This window comes from Mycolicibacterium hippocampi (genome assembly GCF_010723735.1).
Classification (GTDB): Bacteria; Actinomycetota; Actinomycetes; order Mycobacteriales; family Mycobacteriaceae; genus Mycobacterium; species Mycobacterium hippocampi.
Genome location: NZ_BLLB01000002.1, coordinates 4,335,020 through 4,356,464, shown reverse-complemented (window position 1 = coordinate 4,356,464; position 21,445 = coordinate 4,335,020). Strand labels below are relative to the sequence as shown.

The 21,445-nt window shown below is 68.3% G+C and carries 19 protein-coding genes; 6 read left to right on the top strand and 13 right to left on the bottom strand.

What is annotated here, in order from left to right; translation table 11 throughout:
• Positions 1-143: 143 nt before the first annotated feature.
• Positions 144-1,670 (top strand): DUF222 domain-containing protein, encoded by a 1,527-nt coding sequence (locus tag G6N53_RS21980; RefSeq protein ID WP_163892095.1) that lies wholly within the window; start codon positions 144-146, stop codon positions 1,668-1,670.
• 184 nt (positions 1,671-1,854) lie between these two features.
• On the opposite strand, the gene G6N53_RS21975 is transcribed toward G6N53_RS21980, so the two are convergent.
• A complete protein-coding gene (locus tag G6N53_RS21975) occupies positions 1,855-3,063 on the bottom strand; it encodes a cytochrome P450 (protein ID WP_237166603.1) in 1,209 nt (402 codons plus the stop codon).
• Positions 3,064-3,247: 184 nt separating this feature from the next.
• Between G6N53_RS21975 and G6N53_RS21970 the strand changes: the two genes are divergently transcribed.
• Positions 3,248-3,829, top strand: a complete 582-nt coding sequence (locus G6N53_RS21970; RefSeq protein WP_163892092.1) for a TetR/AcrR family transcriptional regulator — start codon at positions 3,248-3,250, stop codon at positions 3,827-3,829.
• Here G6N53_RS21970 and G6N53_RS21965 read toward each other — a convergent pair.
• The 7 genes from G6N53_RS21965 to G6N53_RS21935 all read right to left on the bottom strand — a co-directional run bounded on the left by G6N53_RS21965 (position 3,774) and on the right by G6N53_RS21935 (position 12,254).
• A complete protein-coding gene (locus G6N53_RS21965; RefSeq protein ID WP_163892089.1) occupies positions 3,774-5,372 on the bottom strand; it encodes an FAD-dependent oxidoreductase in 1,599 nt (532 codons plus the stop codon). The two genes, G6N53_RS21970 and G6N53_RS21965, sit on opposite strands and share 56 nt — an antisense overlap.
• On the bottom strand, positions 5,372-6,262 hold the full coding sequence (locus G6N53_RS21960) for an LLM class F420-dependent oxidoreductase (protein WP_163892086.1): 891 nt from the start codon (positions 6,260-6,262) through the stop codon (positions 5,372-5,374). The genes G6N53_RS21965 and G6N53_RS21960 overlap by 1 nt, the downstream gene beginning before the upstream one ends.
• 177 nt (positions 6,263-6,439) lie before the next feature.
• The gene (locus tag G6N53_RS21955; protein WP_163892083.1) at positions 6,440-7,180 is read right to left on the bottom strand and encodes an SDR family NAD(P)-dependent oxidoreductase; all 741 of its coding nucleotides are present in this window, start codon (positions 7,178-7,180) and stop codon (positions 6,440-6,442) included.
• A gap of 31 nt (positions 7,181-7,211) precedes the next feature.
• Positions 7,212-8,837 (bottom strand): dipeptide ABC transporter ATP-binding protein, encoded by a 1,626-nt coding sequence (locus tag G6N53_RS21950; protein ID WP_163892080.1) that lies wholly within the window; start codon positions 8,835-8,837, stop codon positions 7,212-7,214.
• Complete coding sequence (locus G6N53_RS21945) at positions 8,834-9,721, bottom strand: ABC transporter permease (RefSeq protein ID WP_163892076.1); 888 nt, start codon at positions 9,719-9,721, stop codon at positions 8,834-8,836. Before G6N53_RS21945 ends, G6N53_RS21950 begins: the two co-directional genes overlap by 4 nt.
• Positions 9,718-10,692, bottom strand: coding sequence for an ABC transporter permease (locus tag G6N53_RS21940; RefSeq protein WP_205390434.1), 975 nt, complete (start codon positions 10,690-10,692; stop codon positions 9,718-9,720). The genes G6N53_RS21945 and G6N53_RS21940 overlap by 4 nt, the downstream gene beginning before the upstream one ends.
• Positions 10,693-10,694: 2 nt before the next feature.
• Positions 10,695-12,254 (bottom strand): ABC transporter substrate-binding protein, encoded by a 1,560-nt coding sequence (locus G6N53_RS21935; RefSeq protein WP_163892073.1) that lies wholly within the window; start codon positions 12,252-12,254, stop codon positions 10,695-10,697.
• Positions 12,255-12,354: 100 nt separating this feature from the next.
• Between G6N53_RS21935 and G6N53_RS21930 the strand changes: the two genes are divergently transcribed.
• Together G6N53_RS21930 and G6N53_RS21925 are read left to right on the top strand one after the other, a co-directional pair.
• Positions 12,355-12,876 (top strand): hypothetical protein, encoded by a 522-nt coding sequence (locus G6N53_RS21930; RefSeq protein WP_163892070.1) that lies wholly within the window; start codon positions 12,355-12,357, stop codon positions 12,874-12,876.
• Between the two features lie 43 nt (positions 12,877-12,919).
• A complete protein-coding gene (locus G6N53_RS21925) occupies positions 12,920-14,005 on the top strand; it encodes an NAD(P)H-dependent amine dehydrogenase family protein (protein WP_163892067.1) in 1,086 nt (361 codons plus the stop codon).
• Here the strand turns inward: G6N53_RS21925 and G6N53_RS21920 are convergent.
• The 3 genes from G6N53_RS21920 to G6N53_RS21910 form a co-directional block, all read right to left on the bottom strand.
• A complete protein-coding gene (locus G6N53_RS21920; protein ID WP_163892064.1) occupies positions 13,943-15,205 on the bottom strand; it encodes an RNA polymerase sigma factor in 1,263 nt (420 codons plus the stop codon). The genes G6N53_RS21925 and G6N53_RS21920 overlap by 63 nt on opposite strands.
• Entirely contained in the window at positions 15,202-15,921 is a 720-nt protein-coding gene (locus G6N53_RS21915; protein ID WP_163892060.1) for a YciI family protein, read from the bottom strand. Before G6N53_RS21915 ends, G6N53_RS21920 begins: the two co-directional genes overlap by 4 nt.
• 105 nt (positions 15,922-16,026) lie before the next feature.
• Positions 16,027-17,112 carry a class I SAM-dependent methyltransferase gene (locus tag G6N53_RS21910; protein WP_163892057.1) on the bottom strand — a complete coding sequence of 362 codons (1,086 nt, stop codon included), beginning with the start codon at positions 17,110-17,112 and terminating at the stop codon, positions 16,027-16,029.
• Positions 17,113-17,211: 99 nt separating this feature from the next.
• On the opposite strand from G6N53_RS21910, the gene G6N53_RS21905 reads away from it, so the two are divergent.
• Complete coding sequence (locus G6N53_RS21905; protein ID WP_205390433.1) at positions 17,212-17,823, top strand: SHOCT domain-containing protein; 612 nt, start codon at positions 17,212-17,214, stop codon at positions 17,821-17,823.
• 104 nt (positions 17,824-17,927) lie between these two features.
• Here G6N53_RS21905 and G6N53_RS21900 read toward each other — a convergent pair whose 3' ends face one another.
• Together G6N53_RS21900 and G6N53_RS21895 are read right to left on the bottom strand one after the other, a co-directional pair.
• On the bottom strand, positions 17,928-18,557 hold the full coding sequence (locus G6N53_RS21900; RefSeq protein WP_163892054.1) for an MBL fold metallo-hydrolase: 630 nt from the start codon (positions 18,555-18,557) through the stop codon (positions 17,928-17,930).
• Positions 18,558-18,585: 28 nt separating this feature from the next.
• Positions 18,586-19,671 (bottom strand): S-(hydroxymethyl)mycothiol dehydrogenase, encoded by a 1,086-nt coding sequence (locus G6N53_RS21895; RefSeq protein ID WP_163892051.1) that lies wholly within the window; start codon positions 19,669-19,671, stop codon positions 18,586-18,588.
• A 141-nt stretch (positions 19,672-19,812) separates the two neighbouring features.
• On the opposite strand from G6N53_RS21895, the gene G6N53_RS21890 reads away from it, so the two are divergent.
• Positions 19,813-21,429 (top strand): LuxR family transcriptional regulator, encoded by a 1,617-nt coding sequence (locus G6N53_RS21890; RefSeq protein ID WP_163892048.1) that lies wholly within the window; start codon positions 19,813-19,815, stop codon positions 21,427-21,429.
• Positions 21,430-21,445: the final 16 nt, after the last annotated feature.

The following is a 21,445-nucleotide window of genomic DNA, read 5'->3' as shown; positions in this document are numbered from 1 at the left end:
CACCGAGTCGGGACCCTCGGGCCGACATCGACATCACGGCTGTGACTGGCGTGACGCCAAACGTTTCGAGCAGCCTTGATGTCGATCTGGCGCGTTGATCGCCTAGGTCGTAGCGCCGGCGACCGGAACGTGTCGGTGGTCGAATGTATGTTCGAGTCATGTCGGGTGCGGGGATGGTGTTGCAGGAGGCGGTGGCCGCGTTGCGGGCTGCTTTCGATGTGGTGGCCGCCTGCGATCTCGACCTGTTGACCCGTGCGGAGTTGATCGACTCGCTCGATGAGTTGGAGACGTTGTGGTGTCAGCTGCCGGGGTTGCGGGATCGGTTGTTGGGCCGGTTGCAGGTCGAGGCGACTCCGCAGCAGCTGGGTGCCAAGTCGTGGAAGGACGTGTTGGCGATCCGGTGGCGGATCTCCCATGGCGAAGCCCACCGCCGTCTCGGTGAGGCGGCGGTGTTGGCGCCGCGGCGCGCGGTGACCGGAGAGCCGCTGCCCGCAGCACTGCCGGCGACTGCGGCCGCCCGGGCGTTGGGATTGATCAACGCCGAGCATGTCGCGGTGATCCGCAATGCGGTGAACCGGCTGCCGGGTTTTGTCGACGCCGCGACCCGTGGGCAGTTCGAGGTCGATTTGGTGCGGGTCGCGGCCGGGGTGGGACCGAAGGATCTCAAAGACACCGCCGCGTTGAGGTTGTTTCTGCTCGATCAGGACGGCCCGGTGCCTGATGATGCCGAGCGGGCCCGCAAACGCGGAGTGAGGCTGGGTAAGCAGCGCGGTGATGCGATGACCCCGGTCACCGGGGAGTTGACTCCTGAAGCTGCGGTGGTGTGGGAGGCGATCTTCGCCAAGTACGCCGCACCGGGAATGTGCAACCCTGATGACCCTGAACCGTGCACCTCGGGGGTGCCGTCGCAAGCCCAGATCGACAACGATCACCGCAGCCTGGCTCAACGCCAGCACGACGCGCTGGTGGTGGTGGGGCGGATCGCGTTGATGAGCGGGGAACTCGGCACGCTCAACGGGTTGCCGGTCGCGGTCATCATCCGCACCACGTTGCAGGATCTGGAATCGCGTGCCGGGGTCGGTGTCAGCGGTGGGGGCACGGTGGTGCCGATCGCCGAGGTGATCCGGATGGGTGCCCACGCCAACCATCACCTGGCGGTGTTCGACAAAGCCACCGGCTCGGCGTTGGCGTTGTTCCGGGCGAAACGGGTCGCGTCCCCGGCGCAGCGGATCATGCTGATCGCCCGCGATGGGGGGTGCACCAAACCGGGCTGCACCGTGGGTGCCTACGGCTGCCAGGCCCATCACGCCGCCGCTGACTGGGCTGCCGGCGGGAACACCAACGTCGACGAGATGGGTTTGGCGTGCGGGCCTGATAACCGCGCTGTGGACACCGACGGCGGCTGGCGCACCCGGATGAACGAACGCTGCGAGGTCGAATGGATCCCGCCACCACCCTTGGACACCGGCCAGACCCGGATCAACTACCACCACCTCCCCGAACGACTCCTCAACCCACCAGAACAGCCCGCTCGTTCAGAGACCACCGCCGAGCGGGTCGAGCCCGAAGCGGCCCGCACCACTGAACCCGGCGAGCCCGCCGAAGCGACCCGCACCGGCGAACCCGGCGAACCCGGCGGCCCCGCACCACCAGAAAACCAAGCAGCCTGACAGCCGCGTGCTTCAGCAGAGTGCACCTCCGCGTTCCCAAAGGAGGAGAGGTGCACTCTGCAAAGAGGCGTGCCTGAAACCGGCTGCAAGACAACAGTTTACGACTACAGGCCGGTCGGTGAATGCAGCCGATGTCGATTGCCTATGATGAGGGGCCAGAGCGGACCGCCCCCTGTGCACTCGGTTATTCGATTTTGAGACAGAGGCTTTCCAGTCGACGCACCAGCAGGCTGGGCAGCCACCGGGCCGGCTCGACCTTTTCGATCCGGGTGCTGTGTGCCAACAGATGCTCGACCACGATCCGGGCCTCCAGCCGGGCGAGGGCGGCGCCGACGCAGAAGTGTGCGCCCTTGCCGAAGGACAGGTGCGTCTTGCCGCCGGGGCGGCCCGGTTGGAAGTCGTCGGGCGCTTCGAAATGAGCCGGGTCCCGGTTGGCCGCTCCCCAGAGCAGCAGCAGCCGCGAGCCCGCTGCGAGCTCCTGCCCGCCGAGCGAACAGTCGTTGCGCACATGCCGGTAGTGGCCACGAAACGGCGGTTCGAACCGCAGCACCTCCTCCAGGAACGCCGGGACGAGGTGCGGGTTCACCCGCAGCCCGACCTGGATCTCCGGCCGGGTGGCGAGGATGTCGGCCGCCGAGCCGATGAGCGACGCCGTCGACTCACCACCGGCGCCGAACAGCGTCACCATGATCATCTGGGCGGTCACCACATCGACTTCGCCTGTGGCGCAGGCAGAGGCGAGATCGCCGAGCAGATTGTCCGGCGGGTTCTTCGTCGCCTCCTGCAGCCTTTCGGCGATGTAGCCGCTCAGCTGCACTGCGGCAGTGCCGGCAGAATCCAGTCCGTCCTGGCCGACCAGTCCGCCGAGGAACTGAGTGCTGGCGCATGCCCAGGACGCCAGCTGATCGGTGTCCTCGACAGGCACGCCGAGGAGCCGACACACCACCATCATCGGTAGTCGATCGGCGACCGCGCTCATCCATTCGACTCGGCCGCCACGCCATATCCGGTCGATCGTCTCGGTGACGAACGACTCCAGCGCTCGGATGCGTTTGGCCGCCAGTTGCGGCACCAACATCTTGCGGTGCCAGGCGTGGGACGGGTCGTCGGCGGTAGCGAGCACCTGGGTGGGCCCGCCGAGCCCGTCCATCGGGAACATGTCCACGGTCCCGTCGGACCGATAGGTCATCGTCCCGGTCAGGTTGGACGAGAAGTCCTCGGGCCGCGCCAGTGCCTCGGTGACGGCGTCCCAGCTGCAGACCGCGTAGAACCCCGAGGTGCCGATGCGGTGCACGGGCGCCTCGGCCAACATCCGCGCGTAGAGCGGGTAGGGATCCTGGACGAACCGGTCGTCGAACAACGACAGGCCCAGGTCACCGTCGTGGACTGTCACGCACTCAGCGTCGCCCCTGCGTCGCGGCCCGTCAATGCGCCAACAGAAGTCGAAACCGCTGGTCGGCGACCCGCCGGCAGGCTGTCTCACGACGACGCCACGACCTGCACGGCGAGTGAGAAAAAGTCCGTAGAATGTCTCACGGTGAGATAGCCAAGCGCTTGATTCTCGCGAAGGGTATGCGGTGGTGACAGGGGACTGGTTGGTCGGCGACCGGCGCGCCGCGGCTGCCGAGCGCATCTACGCCGCCGCCGCCGAACTGATCGCCCGCGACGGCATCGACGCCTTCGACATCGCTGCTCTCGAGGAGCGGGTGCACTGCTCGCGGGCCACGATCTACCGACACGTGGGCGGCAAGGCCAAGATCCGGGATGCGGTGCTCGCAAGGAACGCGGAACGGATCATCGAGGCGGTGCGGTCCGCCGTGGACGGGCTCAGCGGTCCCGACCGCGTGCTCACCGCAGTGATTGTGGCGCTCGAACGGATCAGGGCAGACCCCCTCGGGCAGGCGTTGATCAACTCGATGCGGGGCGCTGCCGACCTGGCATGGATCACCGAGTCGCCGTTGCCGACGGCGCTGGCGGTCGAACTGTCCGGATACGCCGAGGACGACACCCAGGCCGGTCAGTGGATCGTGCGGGTGGTGCTGTCCCTGGTGTACTGGCCGGTCACAGACCCGGCCGAAGAGCGGGAGATGCTGCGGCGCTTCCTCAACCCCGACTCGACCGCGCCGCGGCGAGAAGCTCCTCCATCGCAACGAGTTTGACGCGCGGTCGGGACGCCGCCGAACCTCGCTCGCGTTCGGCGGTGTCGATGGCCCGCCAGCCGCTCCAGTCCACAGGTGACAGTCCGCGATGATCCATCAACGCCCGCAATGCGTCTCGGGCTGCCACCTCGCGTCGCAGGAGGCCGGCGTCGAAATCCGTGAGCAGTTGCGCAACGGTCTGTTCCGCGCACGATCGGTTGGTGCCGATGACGCCCTGCGGCCCCCGCTTGATCCAGCCGGTGACATAAACCCCGGTGACGGGCTTGCCGGTGCCGTCGGTCACCCGACCGCGATCGTTGGTCACCGTGCCCGTCGAGTCGTCGAACGGCAGATCGGGCAGGGACTCGCCGCGGTATCCGATCGAGCGCAGAATCAACGACGTCTCGATCACCTCGCTGCCATTGACCTGCAGCCCCTGCGCGGATTCGCTGCCCTCGATTGCCGTCGGCGAGCAACCGAAGCGGAACACCACCCGCTTGTTCCCCGGGGTCGGCGTGCGCCGAGCGTACTCGCGGGCGACGTCCAGCTTCGCCGCTGTCTCGATGTCGTCGTCGGGGTCGGGTTCCAGGCCGGACCCGTCGATGACCACGTCCACACCGGGCAGATGTCCCAGCGCCAGGAACTCGCCGACGGAGAACGCCGCGGCCCGCGGTCCGCGCCGGCCCAGGATCACGACCTCCTCGATCGAGTTGTGCGCCAACGCCTCCAGCGCATGCTCGGCGATGTCCGTGCCGGCAAGAAGGTCGGGGGGTGTCAACAGGATGCGGGCCACGTCCAGCGCGACGTTGCCGTTGCCGACGATCACCGCTCGCCGGCCCGACAGGTCGAATCGGTGATGAGCGTGGTCGGGGTGGCCGTTGTACCAGCCGACGACATCGGAGGCGGGGTGGCTGCCGGGAAGATCCTCGCCGGGGATGCCGAGGTTGCGACTGGCCGAGCACCCGACCGCGTAGATCACCGCGTGGTGGTGGTCCATCAGGTCCTGATGGCCCAGGTGCCTGCCGATCTCGACATTGAGGTGGCAACCGAATCGTTTGTCGGCCAACGCCGAGGTGAACAGGCTGACCACCGATTTGGTGTGCTGATGGTCGGGGGCGACGCCTGCCCGGACCAGACCGAAGGGTGTGGGCAGCCGCTCGAACATGTCGACCTCGACCCCGTCGACGGCGATCAGTTCATCTGCGGCGTAACACGCCGCCGGGCCCGCGCCGACCACGGCGACTCGCAGTGATCCGTTCTCGACCGGTCCGTGCCGCTTGTCCGGCGGCGTGGCCTCCGGTTGCAGCGGGTGCCGTTCGAAGTATGCGGCGTTGAGCTCCCGGAACCGCTCCAGGTGCTCCGGCAGGTCCTCCTCGTAATGGATTGCGTCGACCGGGCATTCGTCCATGCATGCCCCGCAGTCGATGCATGCCTCCGGGTCGATGTAGAGCATCTCGGTGCCGGTGAACTCGCCGGGGCCGCCCGCCGGGCGGATGCAGTCCACCGGGCACACCGGCACGCAACTGGCGTCCTTGCAACAGTTCTGGGTGATGACGTAGGCCATCAGTCACCTCCGCGGAAGCCGTAGCCGTCGAGTTTGGTGGCGAGGCGTTCGACGTAGGTGGCGATGTCGTCGGGGTTGCGGTCGGGGAGGCCGAAGAGGACTTCGGTGACGCCGAGGTTTTTCCAGTGGTGCAGTTTGTCGGGGTCGGGTTTGAAGTCCAGGGCGACGATTTGTGGGGTGCCGTCGCGGTCGGCGCCGGCCCAGGTGTCCTGGAGGAGTTTGACGGGGGCGTCGATGTCGAAGTCGCGGGGTGTGGTGATCCAGCCGTCGGCGGAGCGGGCGATCCATTTGAAGTTCTTTTCGGTGCCGGCGGCGCCGACGAGGACCGGGATGTGGGGTTGGACGGGTTTGGGCCAGGCCCAGGAGGGGCCGAAGTCGACGAACTCGCCGTGGTATTCGGCTTCTTCGTCGGTCCACAGGGCGCGCATGGCTTCGAGGTATTCGCGCAGCATGGTGCGGCGGCGGCCGGGGGGCACGTTGTGGTCGGCGAGCTCGTCGGTGTTCCAGCCGAATCCGACGCCCAGGGAGACCCGTCCGGCGGAGAGGTGGTCGAGGGTGGCGATGGATTTGGCCAGGGTGATGGGGTCGTGTTCGACGGGTAGTGCCACCGCGGTGGACAGTCGCACGCGGGTGGTGACGGCGGCGGCGCCGCCGAGGGAGACCCAGGGGTCCAGGGTGCGCATGTAGCGGTCGTCGGGCAGGGTTTCGTCGCCGGTGGTGGGGTGGGCGGCTTGGCGTTTGATCGGGATGTGGGTGTGTTCGGGCACGTAGAAGGTCGTGAAGCCGTGTTCGTCGGCGAGCTTGGCGGCTGCGGCCGGAGCGATACCACGATCGGAGGTGAACAACACCAAGCCGAAGTCGAGACCGGTGCTGGAAGATTGACTGGACACCAGTCCAGTCTAGGCAGATCGCGGCCTCCGAGACAATCTCGGTGGGAAAAGTGTTGCAGGAAGAGACAATCGGGCTATCGGCCGGGGAACCCCGCACTGATCAACGTCCGGCAGACCGTCCTGTGCATCCCTGGAACGGGCCGAATCAAGACAGGTGTCCAGTCGAGGTGTGCCCGGTCAGCCGGCGCCCTTGCCGTTGTCCACCCGGTACACGGCCCCGTGGATCGCCGCGGCGTCGTCACTGGCCAGGAATGCGATCGTCTTGGCGACGTCCTCGGTCTGCATGAAGCCCCGCGGCGACGCGATCCGCATGATGAGATCCCAGTCCGCGTTTTCCGGCGCCTGGAACTCGGTGGTCTGCGCGGTCGGCATGCCTCCCGGGCAGACCGCGTTGACCCGCAGCTTCTCCTTGGTGAACTCGATGGCCAGCGCCCGGGTCAGGCCGATCAGCCCGTGCTTGGCCGCGCAGTACCCGGCCGAGTACACCTCGCCCTCGACACCGGCGATTGACGAGACGTTGACGATGTTGCCCCCGGTCTGCAGCAGATGGGGAAGCGCGGCCCGGCACAGGTAGAACGGCCCGTTGAGGTTCACCGCGAGATCGGTGGCCCAGTCGTCGTCGGTCATCGTCGGCGTGTGCCGCATCTGGTGAAACCCCGCGATGTTGGCCAGGATGTCCAGCCGGCCGAAGTGCGTGACGCAGTCCTCGACGGCCTGTGCGCAGGCCTGCGGGGAGGAGATGTCGACCGACGTGAAGCCGGCGTCGGGCACGTCGGCGAACACCTCGGCCATCCGCGCGGCATCCCGGGCGATGCCGAACACCTTCGCGCCGCGCTCGGCGAACAACCGCGCGGTCGCCGCGCCCAGACCTGCCGACGCACCGGTGACCAACGCGACTTTTCCGCTCAGCTGACTCATGCCCACGACCTTCTCACGGCCGCAGTAGAGGTCAGACGGCGGCGCGCGGTGTCACCGGGGGAACCGCCGCCAGTAGATCCCGGGTGTACGGCTGCTCGGGGGCGGCGAACAACTGGTCGGCGGGCCGGCTCTCGACGACGGCGCCGTCGCGCATCACCAGCACGTCGTGGCTCAGCTGCCGGATCACCGCCAGGTCGTGTCCGATGAGCAGGTAGGTCAGCCCGAGTTCGTGTTGCAGCCGCGACAACAACTCGAGCACCCGGGCCTGCACCGACACGTCCAGCGACGCGGTCGCCTCGTCGAGGATGAGCAGGTCCGGCTCGGCGGCCAGGGCGCGCGCGATGCTCACCCGCTGCCGTTGCCCGCCCGAGAGCTCATGCGGATAGCGCTGCGCGAACGAGGTGGGCAGCCCCACCAGCTCGAGAAGTTCGGCGACCCGCTCCCGGCGCGCCTGAGCGCCCTCCGCCAGTCCGTGCACCTTCAGGGGTTCGGAGATCGAGACATCGACACGGGCACGGGGATTCAGCGAGGAGAACGGATCCTGGAGCACCAGCCCGATGCGGCGGCGCAACGCCTTGGCCCCGGATCCCTTTGCGCTCAGGATGTCTGTGCCGTCCAGCGTGGCGCTGCCGCCGTCCGGCTTCACCAGCCCGGTCAGCACTGCCGCGACCGTCGACTTCCCTGACCCGGATTCGCCCACCAGGCCCAGCGTCGTCGCGCGGCGGATCCGAAACGACACGTCCTTGACCGCGTGCACCGTGGACCGGCCCACCGGGGTGGACACCGCGAACCGGACATCGAGCCCGTCGACCTCCAGCAGAGTCTTGGCGTCGGCCGGGGCCGCGCCAGGGCCGGCACCGTCGAGTACCGGGCGGGCGGCCAACAGGTCACGGGTGTACTCCTCGCGCGGCCGGTCGAACACATCCATGATCGGTGCCTGCTCGACGGCCACGCCGTCGCGCAACACGGTCACCTCGCGGGCGACCTGCCCGATCACGCCCAGGTCGTGGCTGATCCACACCACCGCGGTACCGAAGTCGCGCTGCAGCGTCCGCACCAGCTCGACGATCTGCGCCTGCGTCGTGACATCCAGTGCCGTGGTGGGTTCGTCGGCGATCAGCACCTCCGGGTCACACGCCAACGCGATCGCGATCATCACCCGCTGGCGCTGGCCCCCCGACAGCTGGTGCGGGTAGGCGTGCAGACGCATCTCGGGGTCGGGCAGGCCGACCGCCTCGAGCAACTCCAGTGCCCGGGTTCCGGCCTCCCGCCGGGTCATCCGGCGGTGCGTCTCCAGCGACTCGGTGATCTGGCGCTCCAGGGTCAGCAGCGGGTTCAGCGAGGTGCCCGGATCCTGGAATACGAAGCCGATCCGGGCGCCGTGCACCCGGCGCAGCACCCGCGGTGACGCACCCACCAGCTGCACCGGTTCGCCCGCCTCACCGGTGAGCGTGCTGCTGCCCGACACCCGTGCCCCGGGCGCGTCCAGCAGTCCGGTTGCCGCGAGAACCGTCATCGACTTGCCGGACCCCGATTCGCCCACGATGCCGACGGTCTGCTCCCGGTGGACGTCGAACGACACCCCGTCGACAAGCGTGCGCGAGCCGATGCGCACTCCGAGGTCGCGCACACTCAGCACCGGTTTCGGGCTCGTCACTGCTGCCTCCGGGCCTCGATGGTGGTGCGTTGCTTGGGGTCGAGCACATCGCGCAGCCCGTCACCGAACAGGTTGAACGCGAGCACGATGAGGAAGATCGCCGCCCCGGGGAACACCGCCATCCACCAGGCCATCGTCGCGAAACCCTGGGAGTCGAAGATCATCCGGCCCAGCGACGGCTCCGGGGGCTGGATGCCCAGACCCAGGAACGACAGCGCCGCCTCCGCAAGGATCGCGAAGGCCAGCGACAGCGAGGTCTGCACGATCAGCGGGCCGGAGATGTTGGGCAGGATGTGCCGCCGCAGGATGTACAGGTCGCCGGTCCCCATGGCGCGCGAGGCCGCGACGTACGGTTCGCTTCGGACGCTCAGCGCGCTGGCGCGCGCCACCCGCGCGAAGATCGGCGTGAACACGATGCCGATCGCCAGCATCGTGGTGGTCACCCCCGGCCCCAGGATGGCGACGATCGCCAGGGCCAGCAGCAGCACCGGGAACGCGAACATCACGTCGACGACCCGCATCAGCACCGCGTCCAGCCAGCCGCCGCGATACCCGGACACCACCCCGACGGCCACCCCCACCACCACGGCGAACGTGACGCTGACGACGGCGATCCGCATCGAGGCCTGCATGGCGACCACCACCCGGGACAACACGTCGCGGCCCAGTTCGTCGGTGCCGAACCAGTGTGAGCCGCTGGGTGGTTGCAGCGCGTTGGGCACTTCGACGTCGTTCACGCCGTACGGAGCGATCCAGTTCGCGGTCACCGCGACGACTGCCACCAGGACCAACGTCACCGCGCTGATCAGCGTGATCGGGTTGCCCGCCAGCAGCCGCCAGGACGAGACCCGGGTGGTTTCCACGGAGTTCGAGGAGGTCGTCATGCCAACCGGATCCTCGGGTCGACCACCGCGTAGAGCAGATCCACGAGCAGGTTGATGAGCAGGAACAGCGCGGCGATCAGCAGCACCGCACCCTGGATCAGGGGATAGTCGCGGGCGGCCACCGCGTTGAAGACCAGCCGGCCCAGTCCCGGCCAGGCGAACACCACCTCGACGACGATCACCCCGCCGAGGATCGTCGCCAGCTGGATGCCGGTGATCGTCAGGATCGGCACCAGCGCGTTGCGCACGGTGTGGCGGAACGTGACGACCCGTGGCGAGAGCCCCTTGGACCGCGCGGTGCGTACATAGCCCATCGCGGCCACCTCGAGCACCGCCGAGCGGACATAACGCGTCATGATCGCCGCGGCCACCACGCCGACGGTCAACGCCGGCAGCACGATGTGCCGCAGCCAGCCGGCCGGGTCGTCGAACAGCGGCCGGTACCCCGAGGTGGGCAGCCAGCCCAAAGTCGTCGAGAACAGCGCGATCAACAGGATGCCGAGCCAGAAGTCAGGCACCGAGACGCCGAATTGGCTTGTCACGCGGACTATTCCGTCGCTGATCCGACCTTCCCGTAGTGCCGCGTAGATGCCGGCGGGCAACGCGATCACCAGCGCGATGGCCATGCCGGCGATGCCCAGTGACAGGGTCGCGGGAAGCCGTTCCAGCAACGCGACGGTGACCGGATCACCGTTGCGGAAGCTGACCCCGAGATCACCGGTGAGCGCCGAGCCGAGGTAGCCGAAGAACTGCGACACGATCGGCTGATCCAGACCGCTGGCCGCCCGCAGCGCGTCGTAGGCCTCCGGGGTGTAGCGGGTTCCCAGCGCGATCCGGACCGGATCGCCCGGCACCAGGTGCACCAGCGCGAAGACCACCACGAGCACCCCGAGCAGCACCACCGCCGAGTACACCAGCCGGCGCGCGACGAACCGGGTGATCGGATGGGTCAGCGCGGAGACTGCGGCCACGGCTAGACACCACCGTCCGGGTTCATCGTCGCGTCGCGGAACCGGACGGCTCCGTCGCGGCGCGCCTGATATCCGGACAAGGCCGGATTCCACGCCTGGATCACCGACGGGTTGTACAAGAAGATGTAGCTGACCTTGTCGGCGATCAGCGTTGCCGCCTCGGCGTAGTCGTCGGCGCGGGCGTCTCTGTCGGTTTCCACCCGGCCCGCGTCCAACAGCCGGTCCACTTCCGGGTCGGAGAACTTCTGCGCGTTGCTCGTCCCGTCGGTGTGGTGCTGGGCGTAGTAGAAGTCGTCCGGATCGATGTTGCCCAGCCAGCCCATCATCAGCATGTCGAAGTTGCCGGAGTTCTGCTCGTCGAGCCAGGTGGCGAAGTCGACGGTGCGAATGTCCACGGTGATGCCGAGAGTGGACAGGTTGTCGGCGATGATCTGGGCGGCCGTCACCGTCTCCGGGTAGTCGGTGGTGACCAGCATGTCGAGCCGTGACGGCGCTGCGCCCGCTTCCTGCAACAGCTCCCGGGCCCGGTCGAGCCCTTCCTCGCTGCCGCCTTCGCGGTACCTGTCGTACGGCGTGTACCAGGGATTGCCCTGCGGTATCGCCAGCTGATTGATCTCCGCGGTGCCGTAGCTGGTGGCCTGCACGATCGACTCGCGGTCGATGGCGTACGCGATCGCCTGACGCACCCGCACGTCGTCCCACGGGGCGCGGGCCTCGTTGAGCGCCAGGTACCAGTAATCGTTGCTGGGGGTCACCGCCAGCGTCACCGAGTCGTCGTCACCGAGTTGCGCCACCCGCTGCGGCGGAATCGAATCCGTCCAGTCGACCTCGCCGGCCTGCAGCGCCGACAGGGCCGTCGACGGTTCGGAGATGAACCGGAACGTCACCCCCGTGATGTCGGGAGCACCGCCCCAGTAGTCCGGATTGGCCGCCAGCATGATGGAGTCGCCGCTGCGCTGATCACGGAAGCTGAACGGCCCGGTGCCGATCGGGCGGGTGGCGATCTCTCCGCTCTCGACGTTGCCGCGCGACACGATCGCCATGCCCTTGAACCCACCGAGGTTGGTGAGCATGTTCGGTACCGGGCGGTCGGTGCGGATCACCACGGTCGACGGGTCCGGCGCCTCGACGGCGGTCACCGCGCTGAACTTGTCGGAGTTGGGGAGCTCTTCGTCGATGATGCGGCGGTAGGAGAACACCACGTCGTCGGCGGTCAGCGGGGTGCCGTCGTGGAACACCACGCCGTCGCGCAGCCGGAACGTCCAGGTGCGCTCGTCGGGGCTGACCTCCCACGACTCGGCCAGGGCGGGCTGCATCTGCAGGTTCTCGTCGGGTTCGACGAGCGTGTCGAAGACGTTCTCGAGGACCTCGAAGGAGAAGTACGCGGTGGTCTTGTGCGGGTCCAGTTGATCAGGCTCTCCGCCGATGGCCGCCACCACACCGTCGGCCCCGGCGCCCAGGTCGACCCGCTGTCCGGTGGAGCAGCCGGTCAACGCGAGGGCCAGGGCCACCGCTGCTGTGAAAATGCGGAGGACAGCGGTCGAGACCGCTGTTCTCGTCATCTGCACCACCCCGGATTCGAGCCTGCCTCGGTTTTACTACCCATTGGCCGGGGCGACAAATCCGTGACTTTGTCCGTCCTCGACTGAAATACTCGACTCCGTGAAGATCCTGCGCGGCATCGCTGCCACCGTCGTCGCCCTCGGTGTTGCTCTGGGACTGCCTGCTCCCGCCCAGGCGGCGCAGGTCATGGAGGGGGTCTTCGACTACACCCCGGCCGAGGGGCTGGCCGGGACGTGGAGCATCTACCCGTCGTGCGTGCCGGTGGTTGGGGATCTGCGTGAGCCGCTGTACCTGCCGGTCGGTTGCCGGCTGAAGGTCTCGGCCTCGACGGGCCTGCTCAGCGGTGACGCCAGGCTGGTCGGCGGGATATGGAGTTTCAGCGTGCCGCAGAAGGACGGCATGCAGTGCCCCGACGGCACCTGGGGCCCCACGGTCGAGACGTACAAGTTCGACGACGCCACGATGTCCGGGACACGCAGCGTCTCGCACAGCGGGAACTGCGGCCTGGCACCGGCGATCATCAACACGCCGTTCACGTTGTCGTACAAGGAACCGCTGCCGATCCCGGTCGACCAGTACCCGCTGATCTGCGAACCGGGTGGTCTGCGACGCTGCTTCTGACGCCGAAACCGGCGGACGGTCGAGACCACGAGAGGCGGCGCTGGTGAATGGATCCGACGTGAAGCGGGTGGTGATCTGGGGAACCGGGTTCGTCGGCAGGATGGTGATCGCCGAGATCGCCAGACACCCGTGCTTCGAGTTGGTGGGGGTCGGGGTCAGCAACCCGGACAAGGTCGGGCGAGACGTGGGGGAGATCTGCGGCCTCGGTGCCGACCTCGGCGTGACCGCCACCGACGACGTCGACGCGCTGATCGATCTGCGGCCCGACGCGCTGGTGCACTACGGCCCCACGGCCGCGCACGCGGACGCCAACATCGAGCTGATCACCCGGTTCCTGCGCGCGGGTATCGACGTCTGCTCCACCGCGATGACACCGTGGATCTGGCCGACCATGCACCTCAACCCGCCGAACTGGATCCAGCCGATCACCGTGGCGTGTGAACTGGGGGAGTCGTCGTGCTTCACCACCGGTATCGACCCGGGCTTCGCCAACGACCTGTTCCCGATGACGCTGATGGGCCTGTGTTCCGAGGTACGCCGGGTCCGCGCCTCGGAGCTGCTGGATTACACCAATTACGAGGGCGACTACGACCGCGAGATGGGTATCGGCAAACCACCCGAGTACCGGCCGATGTTGGAGAACCCTGAAATCCTGGTGTTCGCCTGGGGCGCAACAGTTCCGATGATCGCCCACGCCGCGGGGATCATGCTCGACGAGATCACCACCACCTGGGACAAGTGGGTCACCCCCGAACCGCGTCAGACCGCCAAAGGGGTGATCGAACCGGGCAACGTCGCCGCGGTCCGGTTCACCATCAACGGGGTGTACCGCGGCGAGACCCGCATCCAGCTCGAGCACGTCAACCGGATCGGCAACGACGCGGCACCCGACTGGCCGTCGGGTGATCAGAACGACGTCTATCGCGTCGACATCGAAGGGACGCCGAGCATCTTCCAGGAGACCGCGTTCCGGTTCACCGACGGGTCCGGTCGCGACGCGGCCGCGGCCGGCTGTCTGGCCACCGGTCTGCGGGCGCTCAACGCCGTACCCGCGGTCAACGACCTCTCACCGGGCTGGGTCACGGCTTTGGATCTGCCGTTGATCCCGGGGGTCGGCACCATCCGGTAGCTCGTCGAGCCGACGCTGCAGGTACCGCCGCGTCTGATCGTTGCGGACCCGGCTGATTGCCAGCCGGTACTGCACGGCTGCGTCCGATGTTCGCCCCAGCCGCCGCAGCAGGTCCGCGCGCGCCGCGGCCAGTGTGTGGCCCTCGGCCACCCGGTGATCGGCGGCGACCTCGTCGAGTTCGGCGAGCCCGACCTCGAAACCGCGCAGAAACCCCACCGCGACAGCACGATTCAGCCGTACCGCGGGCGAGGCCGACCACGTCATCAGGTCGTCGTAGGCACCCACGATCACCCGCCAATCGGTCCGCTGGAAACTCGGCGCCCTGGCATGCGCTGCGGCGATCGCGGCCTGTGCCAGGTACGGTCCCCGGCCGAGCGCCGCCGCGCTCCGCAGCCGGGACATTCCCTCGTCGATCGAGGCGGGGTCCCACCTGCTGCGATCCTGCTCCTCGAGGGTGAGCAGCTCACCGGTCGGTCCGGAACGCTCACCACGGCGGCTGTCGTTGAGCAGCATCAACGCCAGCAGCGCGTGTGCCTCGCCTTCGTCGGGCATCAACTCACACAGCAGCCTGCCCAGTCGTACCGCCTCCGCGCACAACTCGGGACGCACCATCTGATCGCCCGCCGTCGCCGAATAGCCCTCGGCGAACACGAGATAGATGCAGGCCAGCACGTCGGTCAGGCGTTCGGGCAGCAGGTGCGGCGGCGGCACCCGCAGCGGGATCCCGGCGATCCGGATCTTCGCCTTGGCCCGCGTAAGACGTTGGGCCACAGTGCCTTCCGGCTGCATGAACGCCCGCGCGATCTCCGTGGTGCGCAGCCCGCAGACCAGACGCAACGTCAGCGTGACCCGCGCTTGGGGTGTGAGAGCCGGGTGACAGCAGGTGAAGATCAGCCGCAGCCGGTCATCGGCCACCGGCGGTGTCTCGTCGTCCACCGGCCGTGGCGCGACCATTGCCGCGTCGCTCTCCTTCCTGCCGCGCAGGGATTCCCGGCGCAGCCGGTCCAGAGCACGGTTTCGGGCGGCGGTGGTGATCCACGCACCCGGGTTGTCGGGCAGCCCGCGGTCGTGCCAGGTCCGCAGCGCGTCGGCGAACGCGTCATGTACTGCGTCCTCGGCGAGGCCGATGTCGCCGATGAGCCGGGCGGTCGTCGCGACCGCCCGGCCGAACTGCTCACGGTAGATGTGGTCGAGGTTCACTCGCCCATGTCGACGATCCGGCGTAGTTCGATGCCACCTTTCCCGGCGACAGGAATCTGCGCGGCGACCGCGGCGGCACTGTCCCGGTCGGCGGCGGCGAGGAAGTAGAGGCCACTGGCGACTTCGGTCGACTCCACGAAAGGGCCGTCGGTGACCAGCATCTGGCCGTCGCGGACCCGAACCGTCGTCGCGGCGACCGCCGGGTACAGCGCACCGCCCCCGCGGAGCACGCTGCTGAACACCTCGCCGAACCGGGAGTGCTCCCGCACACCCTCCTCCCATGCCGCCGATCCCGGGCCGGGGGCGGTGTCGCGCGGTTCGAACAGCAGCGCCAGCCACCAGTCCGGCTGTGGGCCGTCGTCCTGGCGGAACTCCGCCATCGGCCACAGTTCGACCGCGCCGCCGGCATCGGCGGCCGCCGGGATCTGCGCCGCGACCTCGAGCGCGTCGTCGAGGTTGTCGCGATCGAGCACCATGACTCCGCCGATCACCTCGGCCTGTTCGACGAACGGACCGTCCGTCACGATCACCTTGTCCCCGTCGTGGCGCAGCGACAGCGCCTCGCTCGCCGGGTACAGGGCGCCACCACCGACGACCGCCGCACCCGCCGCCTTGTCGAACTCCGCATACCGCGCGACGTCCTCGGCGAACTCGGGCGTGTCGGGGTCGGCCGTCCTGGGGTCTTCGTGCCAGTACAGCAGCGCGAGATAGTGCATATCAGCAGATCCTCTCCGGTCGTGAGTGGCTTGTCACCCCTCTACCGAATACGACGAAGAAGCCGAACCGATCTCTACACCTGCTGCCGGTGTCTTCTCGCTCGATCAGGTGCTGTGGCGTTTGACCAGCACGACGTGGGCCTGCGGGATTCGCATCTGTTCCGGTGCGGCCGCCAACCGCTCGGCCACACCGGCTTCGAGCCGGTCGAACAACTCCGGTACGCGCGGATCCGCGGCACCGTCGGTCAACGCCGTCGTCAACTGCGGGAACACCGACGTGCGAGCGAAGCCCGCCCATCGGGCGCCGAAAGCGGTTGCTTCGCCGTCTACCCGGTAGCGATTGAAGAACCGGTCTTCTGCGTCGAACATCTCGATGCGTTCGATCTCGAGTCGTTCGAAGCGTCCGGACGGCGCAAACGGCGCCGCGAAGTCCGCCGCACGCCGCGACACCGTCGGCACACACATCCGGGACACCTCGTCGCCGGTGATCAGTCCGCCGGCGGCGAGTTCGTCGAGTCCGTCCACCATCGCCGACAGCAGCGGCCGGTAGCCGAACTCGCCGTCGTCGCCGACGGCCATCGTCGTCACCACCAGGCGGCCGCCGGGGCACAGTTCCCGGCCGCGAAAGGCGACGAACTCGTGCCAGTCGCGGGCGGCCTGTTTGGCGAACGCGGCGCGCACGGATTCGTCTGCGCAGTAGGCGACTTGGAGATGGTCGCCGATGACACCCGGAACCCGGCTCAGCCACTGGATCGCCCAGGAACTCCAGCCGAGGTTGACGCTGTTGGACGGCAGGATCTGGCTGTAGAAGGAGCGGCCGATCGCCGAGGCGAAGGTGGCGCGGTCCTTGCGCAGATAACTGTCGGGATCCTCTTCGAGGGTGCGGAACATCGCGCTGAAATCGTTGTCCGGCCTGTCGGTGTGGGTGACGAGCACGGAGTGTTCGGGGCGGGTACGCCCGCGCAGCACCGCGATTGCGGCGCCGATGGGCAGCAGTGAGTTGTGTCCGCTGGCCGCGCCGTAGTCGGCGATCACGATCGGCTGCGGGGGCGCGGGTATCGGCACCGCAGCCGCGCACTCCTCGAAGACGGCGATGGCCGACTGCAGCCCCGCCGCCTGGAGCCGAGACGCAGCGGTGTACGTGCCGCTGTCCATCGGCTCGGGCTGCACGACGATGCTGGACTCAGGCATCGCGACCTTTCGAGGGAATCTGGGCTTTTCCGTCTCTTCGGACGGTAGTCCTCGCGCGAGCGCCGCGCCGCAGAAGCGCGCGCATGACAGACTCGCCGCATGACGGGGCGGCTCGGTCCACGGATCGCGATCGGCGGTGCGGTCCTGACGCTGGTGGCCGGGGTGGTCGGGTTCATCGTCGCGATCGTGCTCAACGTGTTCGTCTTCGACGAGTTCGACGCCTACGGCGAGGTGCCGATTCCGGGCTCGGGCAGGCTGCAACTGCCCGCCGGCGAAGTGACCATCAGCTTCCACACCGCGGTGACGGGTGGGGTGAACGGCGCCTTCCCGGTCCCCGCCCTGCAACTCGGCGTCACACCACCCGAGGGAGTCCCAGAGCCGGTCGTCACGGAGACGATGGGCGCCACGACGTCGATCAACAACGATGTCCGGATCCGGATCTGGGTCGCCCAGATCCCGCAGGACGGCGTGTACGACATCTCGACCGGTGGCAACGTCGGCGGCTACATCAACCCGCAGCTGTCGTTCGGGCGCGACAGTTCACCGGCTGGGCTGCTGTGGCTGTTCGGCGGTTTGTCCATAGCGGGCATGGCGGCACTGGCGATCGCGTTGGCATGGCGGGTGCGTGCGGGCAGGAAGGCACGTCCGGCCCAGGGTCCCATCAGCCTGGACGAGCCGAACTGGCCGGGCCCGCTGCCGCCGCCGGTCTAGCAGCTCAGCTGCTCCGTCCAATTGGCAGCTCAGCTGCCGACTCCATTTGGCAGCTCAGCTGCTCACTCCATTTGGCAGCTCAGCTGCTCACTCCATTTGGCAGCTCAGCTGCCGCGCGCCACCCACTCGTCGTAGTGCACGATCTCGTCGCCGACGGTCGTCGTGTCGCCGTGGCCGGTGTAGACGACCGTGTCGCCGGGCAGCTTTCCGAGTCGCTCGGAGATCGACGACAGAATGGTGGGGAAGTCGGAGAACGAGCGGCCGGTCGCCCCCGGCCCACCCTGGAACAGCGTGTCGCCGCTGAACACCGCGTTCAGCTCGGGTGCGTGCCAGCACACCGACCCGGGCGAATGCCCGGGAGTGTGCAGCGCACGCAGCTCGGTACCGGCGACCCGCAGCGTCTCGCCGTCGGCCACCGATCGGAAATCGTTGTCCGGGTGGGTCATCCGCCACAGCACGTCGTCGGCCGGGTGCATCAGCACCGGCGCGTCGAGAGCCTGGCCGAGCTGCGGCGCCACGGTGACGTGGTCGTTGTGGCCGTGCGTGCACACCACAGCCACCACGTGCCTACCGCCGACCGCGTCGATGATCGGCTCTGCGGTGTGCGCGGCGTCGAACACCACAACCTCCTTGTCGTCGCCGACGAGCCAGATGTTGTTGTCGACATCCCAGCTGCCGCCGTCGAGTTCGAAGGTGCCGCTGGTCACCAGGCGCTGGATCGGGCTGCTGCTCATGATTCTCCGTTCTTCGCGCGGGCGCTCATCACAAGACCACCACCGAACGGAGTACCTCACCGGCGTGCATCTTGTGGAACGCGTCCTCGATGTCTCCGAGTCCGATGCGCTCGGAGACGAACTTGTCGAGCGGGAAGCGCCCTTGCAGGTAAAGGCTGATCAACGTCGGGAAGTCCCGTTCGGGCAGACAGTCGCCGTACCAGGAGGATTTCAGCGACCCGCCGCGGGAGAAGAAGTCGATCAGCGGCATCTCCAGCGTCATGTCCGGGGTCGGCACCCCGACCAGCACCACGGTGCCGGCGAGGTCACGCGCGTAGAAGGCCTGTTTCCAGGTCTCGGGCCGGCCGACGGCGTCGATGACGACGTCGGCGCCGTTGCCGTCGGTGAGGTCCTGGATCGTCTTCACCGGGTCGAGTTCGCGGGCGTTGATCGTGTGGGTGGCGCCGAACTGGCGGGCCCAGTCCAGTTTCCGGTTGTCGGTGTCGACGGCAATGATGCGTTTGGCGCCGACCAGGCGGGCACCAGCGATCGCGGCGTCCCCGACGCCGCCGCAGCCGATCACCGCCACGGTGTCGTCGCGGTTGATCGCCCCGGTGTTGATCGCCGCGCCGACGCCCGCCATCACGCCGCAGCCGAGCAGCCCGGCTGCGGCGGGGTCGGCGGCGGGATCGACCTTGGTGCACTGGCCTTCGTGCACCAGCGTCTTGTCGGCGAACGCACCGATCCCCAGCGCCGGGGTCAACGGTGTGCCGTCGGTCAGCGTCATCGGCTGCGCGGCGTTGAAGGTGTCGAAACACAGGTGCGGCCGGCCGCGCTTGCACGCCCGGCACTGACCGCACACCGCCCGCCAGTTGAGGATCACGAAGTCGCCCGGCTCGACATTCGTCACGCCGGGTGCGACGGATTCGACGACGCCGGCGGCTTCATGGCCGAGCAGGAACGGGAACTCGTCGTTGATGCCGCCCTCGCGGTAGGTCAGGTCGGTGTGGCACACCCCGCACGCCTGGATGTCGACCACGACCTCACCCGGCCCCGGGTCGGGGATGACGATATCCACCACTTCGATCGGTTGAGCCTTCGTCCGGGAGATCACACCTCGCACCGTCTGAGTCATGCCTAGACCCTAATAGTTCCCGCCGATGGCGGGGCAGCGGCCCGGACTGGTGTCCACACGCCCGTCCACGTCGGCGCACCGGTGCGCCGAACACCTCATCGACCTGTTCTGAGCAGCCGGATCGGCATACCGTAGGGGTCGATGCTGGCCGATCCTCAGACCGATCTCCTCTCCGCCGCCAGGGAAGCGCACCGGCGGCGAGACTGGGCTGCCAGCTACCACGCCTTCGACCTCGCCGGCCGGTACGCACCGCTGCACACCGACGATCTGGACGCATTCGCGTTCGCCGCGTGGCGGCTGGGCCATGTCAAGGAGTCCATCCGCGCTGCGGAGCGGGTGTTCGCCGAATTGACCAGAACCGACCCGGTGGCCGCGGCCATGAAGGCCAACGAGTTGGCGCTGGGCTGGCTGATCCGGGGCGATGTCAACATCGGACAGGGCTGGATGAACCGCGCCCGCCGACTGCTCGCCGACGCCGAGGAGGGGCCCGCCCACGGCTACCTCGCCTATCTCGACGCCGTCGTCGCCGCACTCTCCCTGGATCTGGACGCACTGACGGCGCGGGTGCACACGTTGCGCGAGATGGGCGGGCGACTGGCCACCCCGGCGATCTCCGCGCTGGGGCTGATCGCCGCAGGCATCGAGGCGATCCTGCACGCGCGCACCGCCGAGGGATACGCGCTGATCGACGAGGGCATCCTGCCGCTGCTGGCCGACCAGGTGCCGATCGAATGGGCCGGTGACATCTACTGCATCGTGCTGCACCACACCCACAAGCTCGCCGACATGCCGAGGATGCGCACCTGGACGCAGTCGATGGAACAGTGGTGCGGCCTGTCGGGATCGGTGCCCTACGGGGGCGTCTGCGACGTGCACCGGCTGCAGGTGCAGGTGGCCACCAGTGATCAGGCGGACTACCGCGCGCTGGAGGACCGGCTCGGCCTGGCCAGCAGGACGCTGGAGGAGGCCAACGCCTGGGCGGCCGCCGAAGGGTATTACCAGCTGGGCGAGGTGCGTCGGCTGCTGGGCGACTTCGACGGCGCGGCAACCGCTTTCGCCCAGGCGCGGGTGCTCGGCATGGATCCACAGCCCGGTGAGGCACTGCTGGCATGCCGCCGTGGCGACATCGCCGGGGCGTGGACGGCGATCCGGCTGGCACTCACCGGCCGCGACCGGCTGGCCCGAGTGCGATTGTTGCGGGCCGCCGTGGAGATCGCTTTGGGCCGCGACGATCTCGACGAGGCCGAGCTGTACTCCCGTGAACTGCAAGAAGACGCGGAGTCCTTCGGGACGCCGGGTTATCTGGCATGGGCTGCGCATGCGCGGGGTGCCGTGGCGGTGCGCCGGGGACAGTTCGACGCAGGATTGCAGTCGCTGCAGGCGGCGTTGCGGGAGTACCGGATCCAGCAGTCGCGCTACGAAACCGCCGAAGTGTACGAGTGGATGGCGCTGGCCCGACGGGGGCTGGGGCAGTCCGCTGCCGCTGCCGCCGACGCGGCGACGGCCGACACGATCTACGCCGAACTCGGCGTGGAGCCTGCGGGGATCTGCGGATCACCGGCGCCCGGCGGGCTGACGCGGCGCGAGGTCGAGGTGCTGTGCGGCATCGCAGGGGGCGCCACCAACCGGGAGCTGGCACAGCGATTGTGTCTGTCGGACAAGACCGTCGGCAGGCACCTGGCCAACATCTACGCCAAGCTGGGGGTGTCCAACCGGACTGCAGCGGTGTCCTGGGCGCGCGACCACAACATCGTCTGACGTCTGCATCATTTGC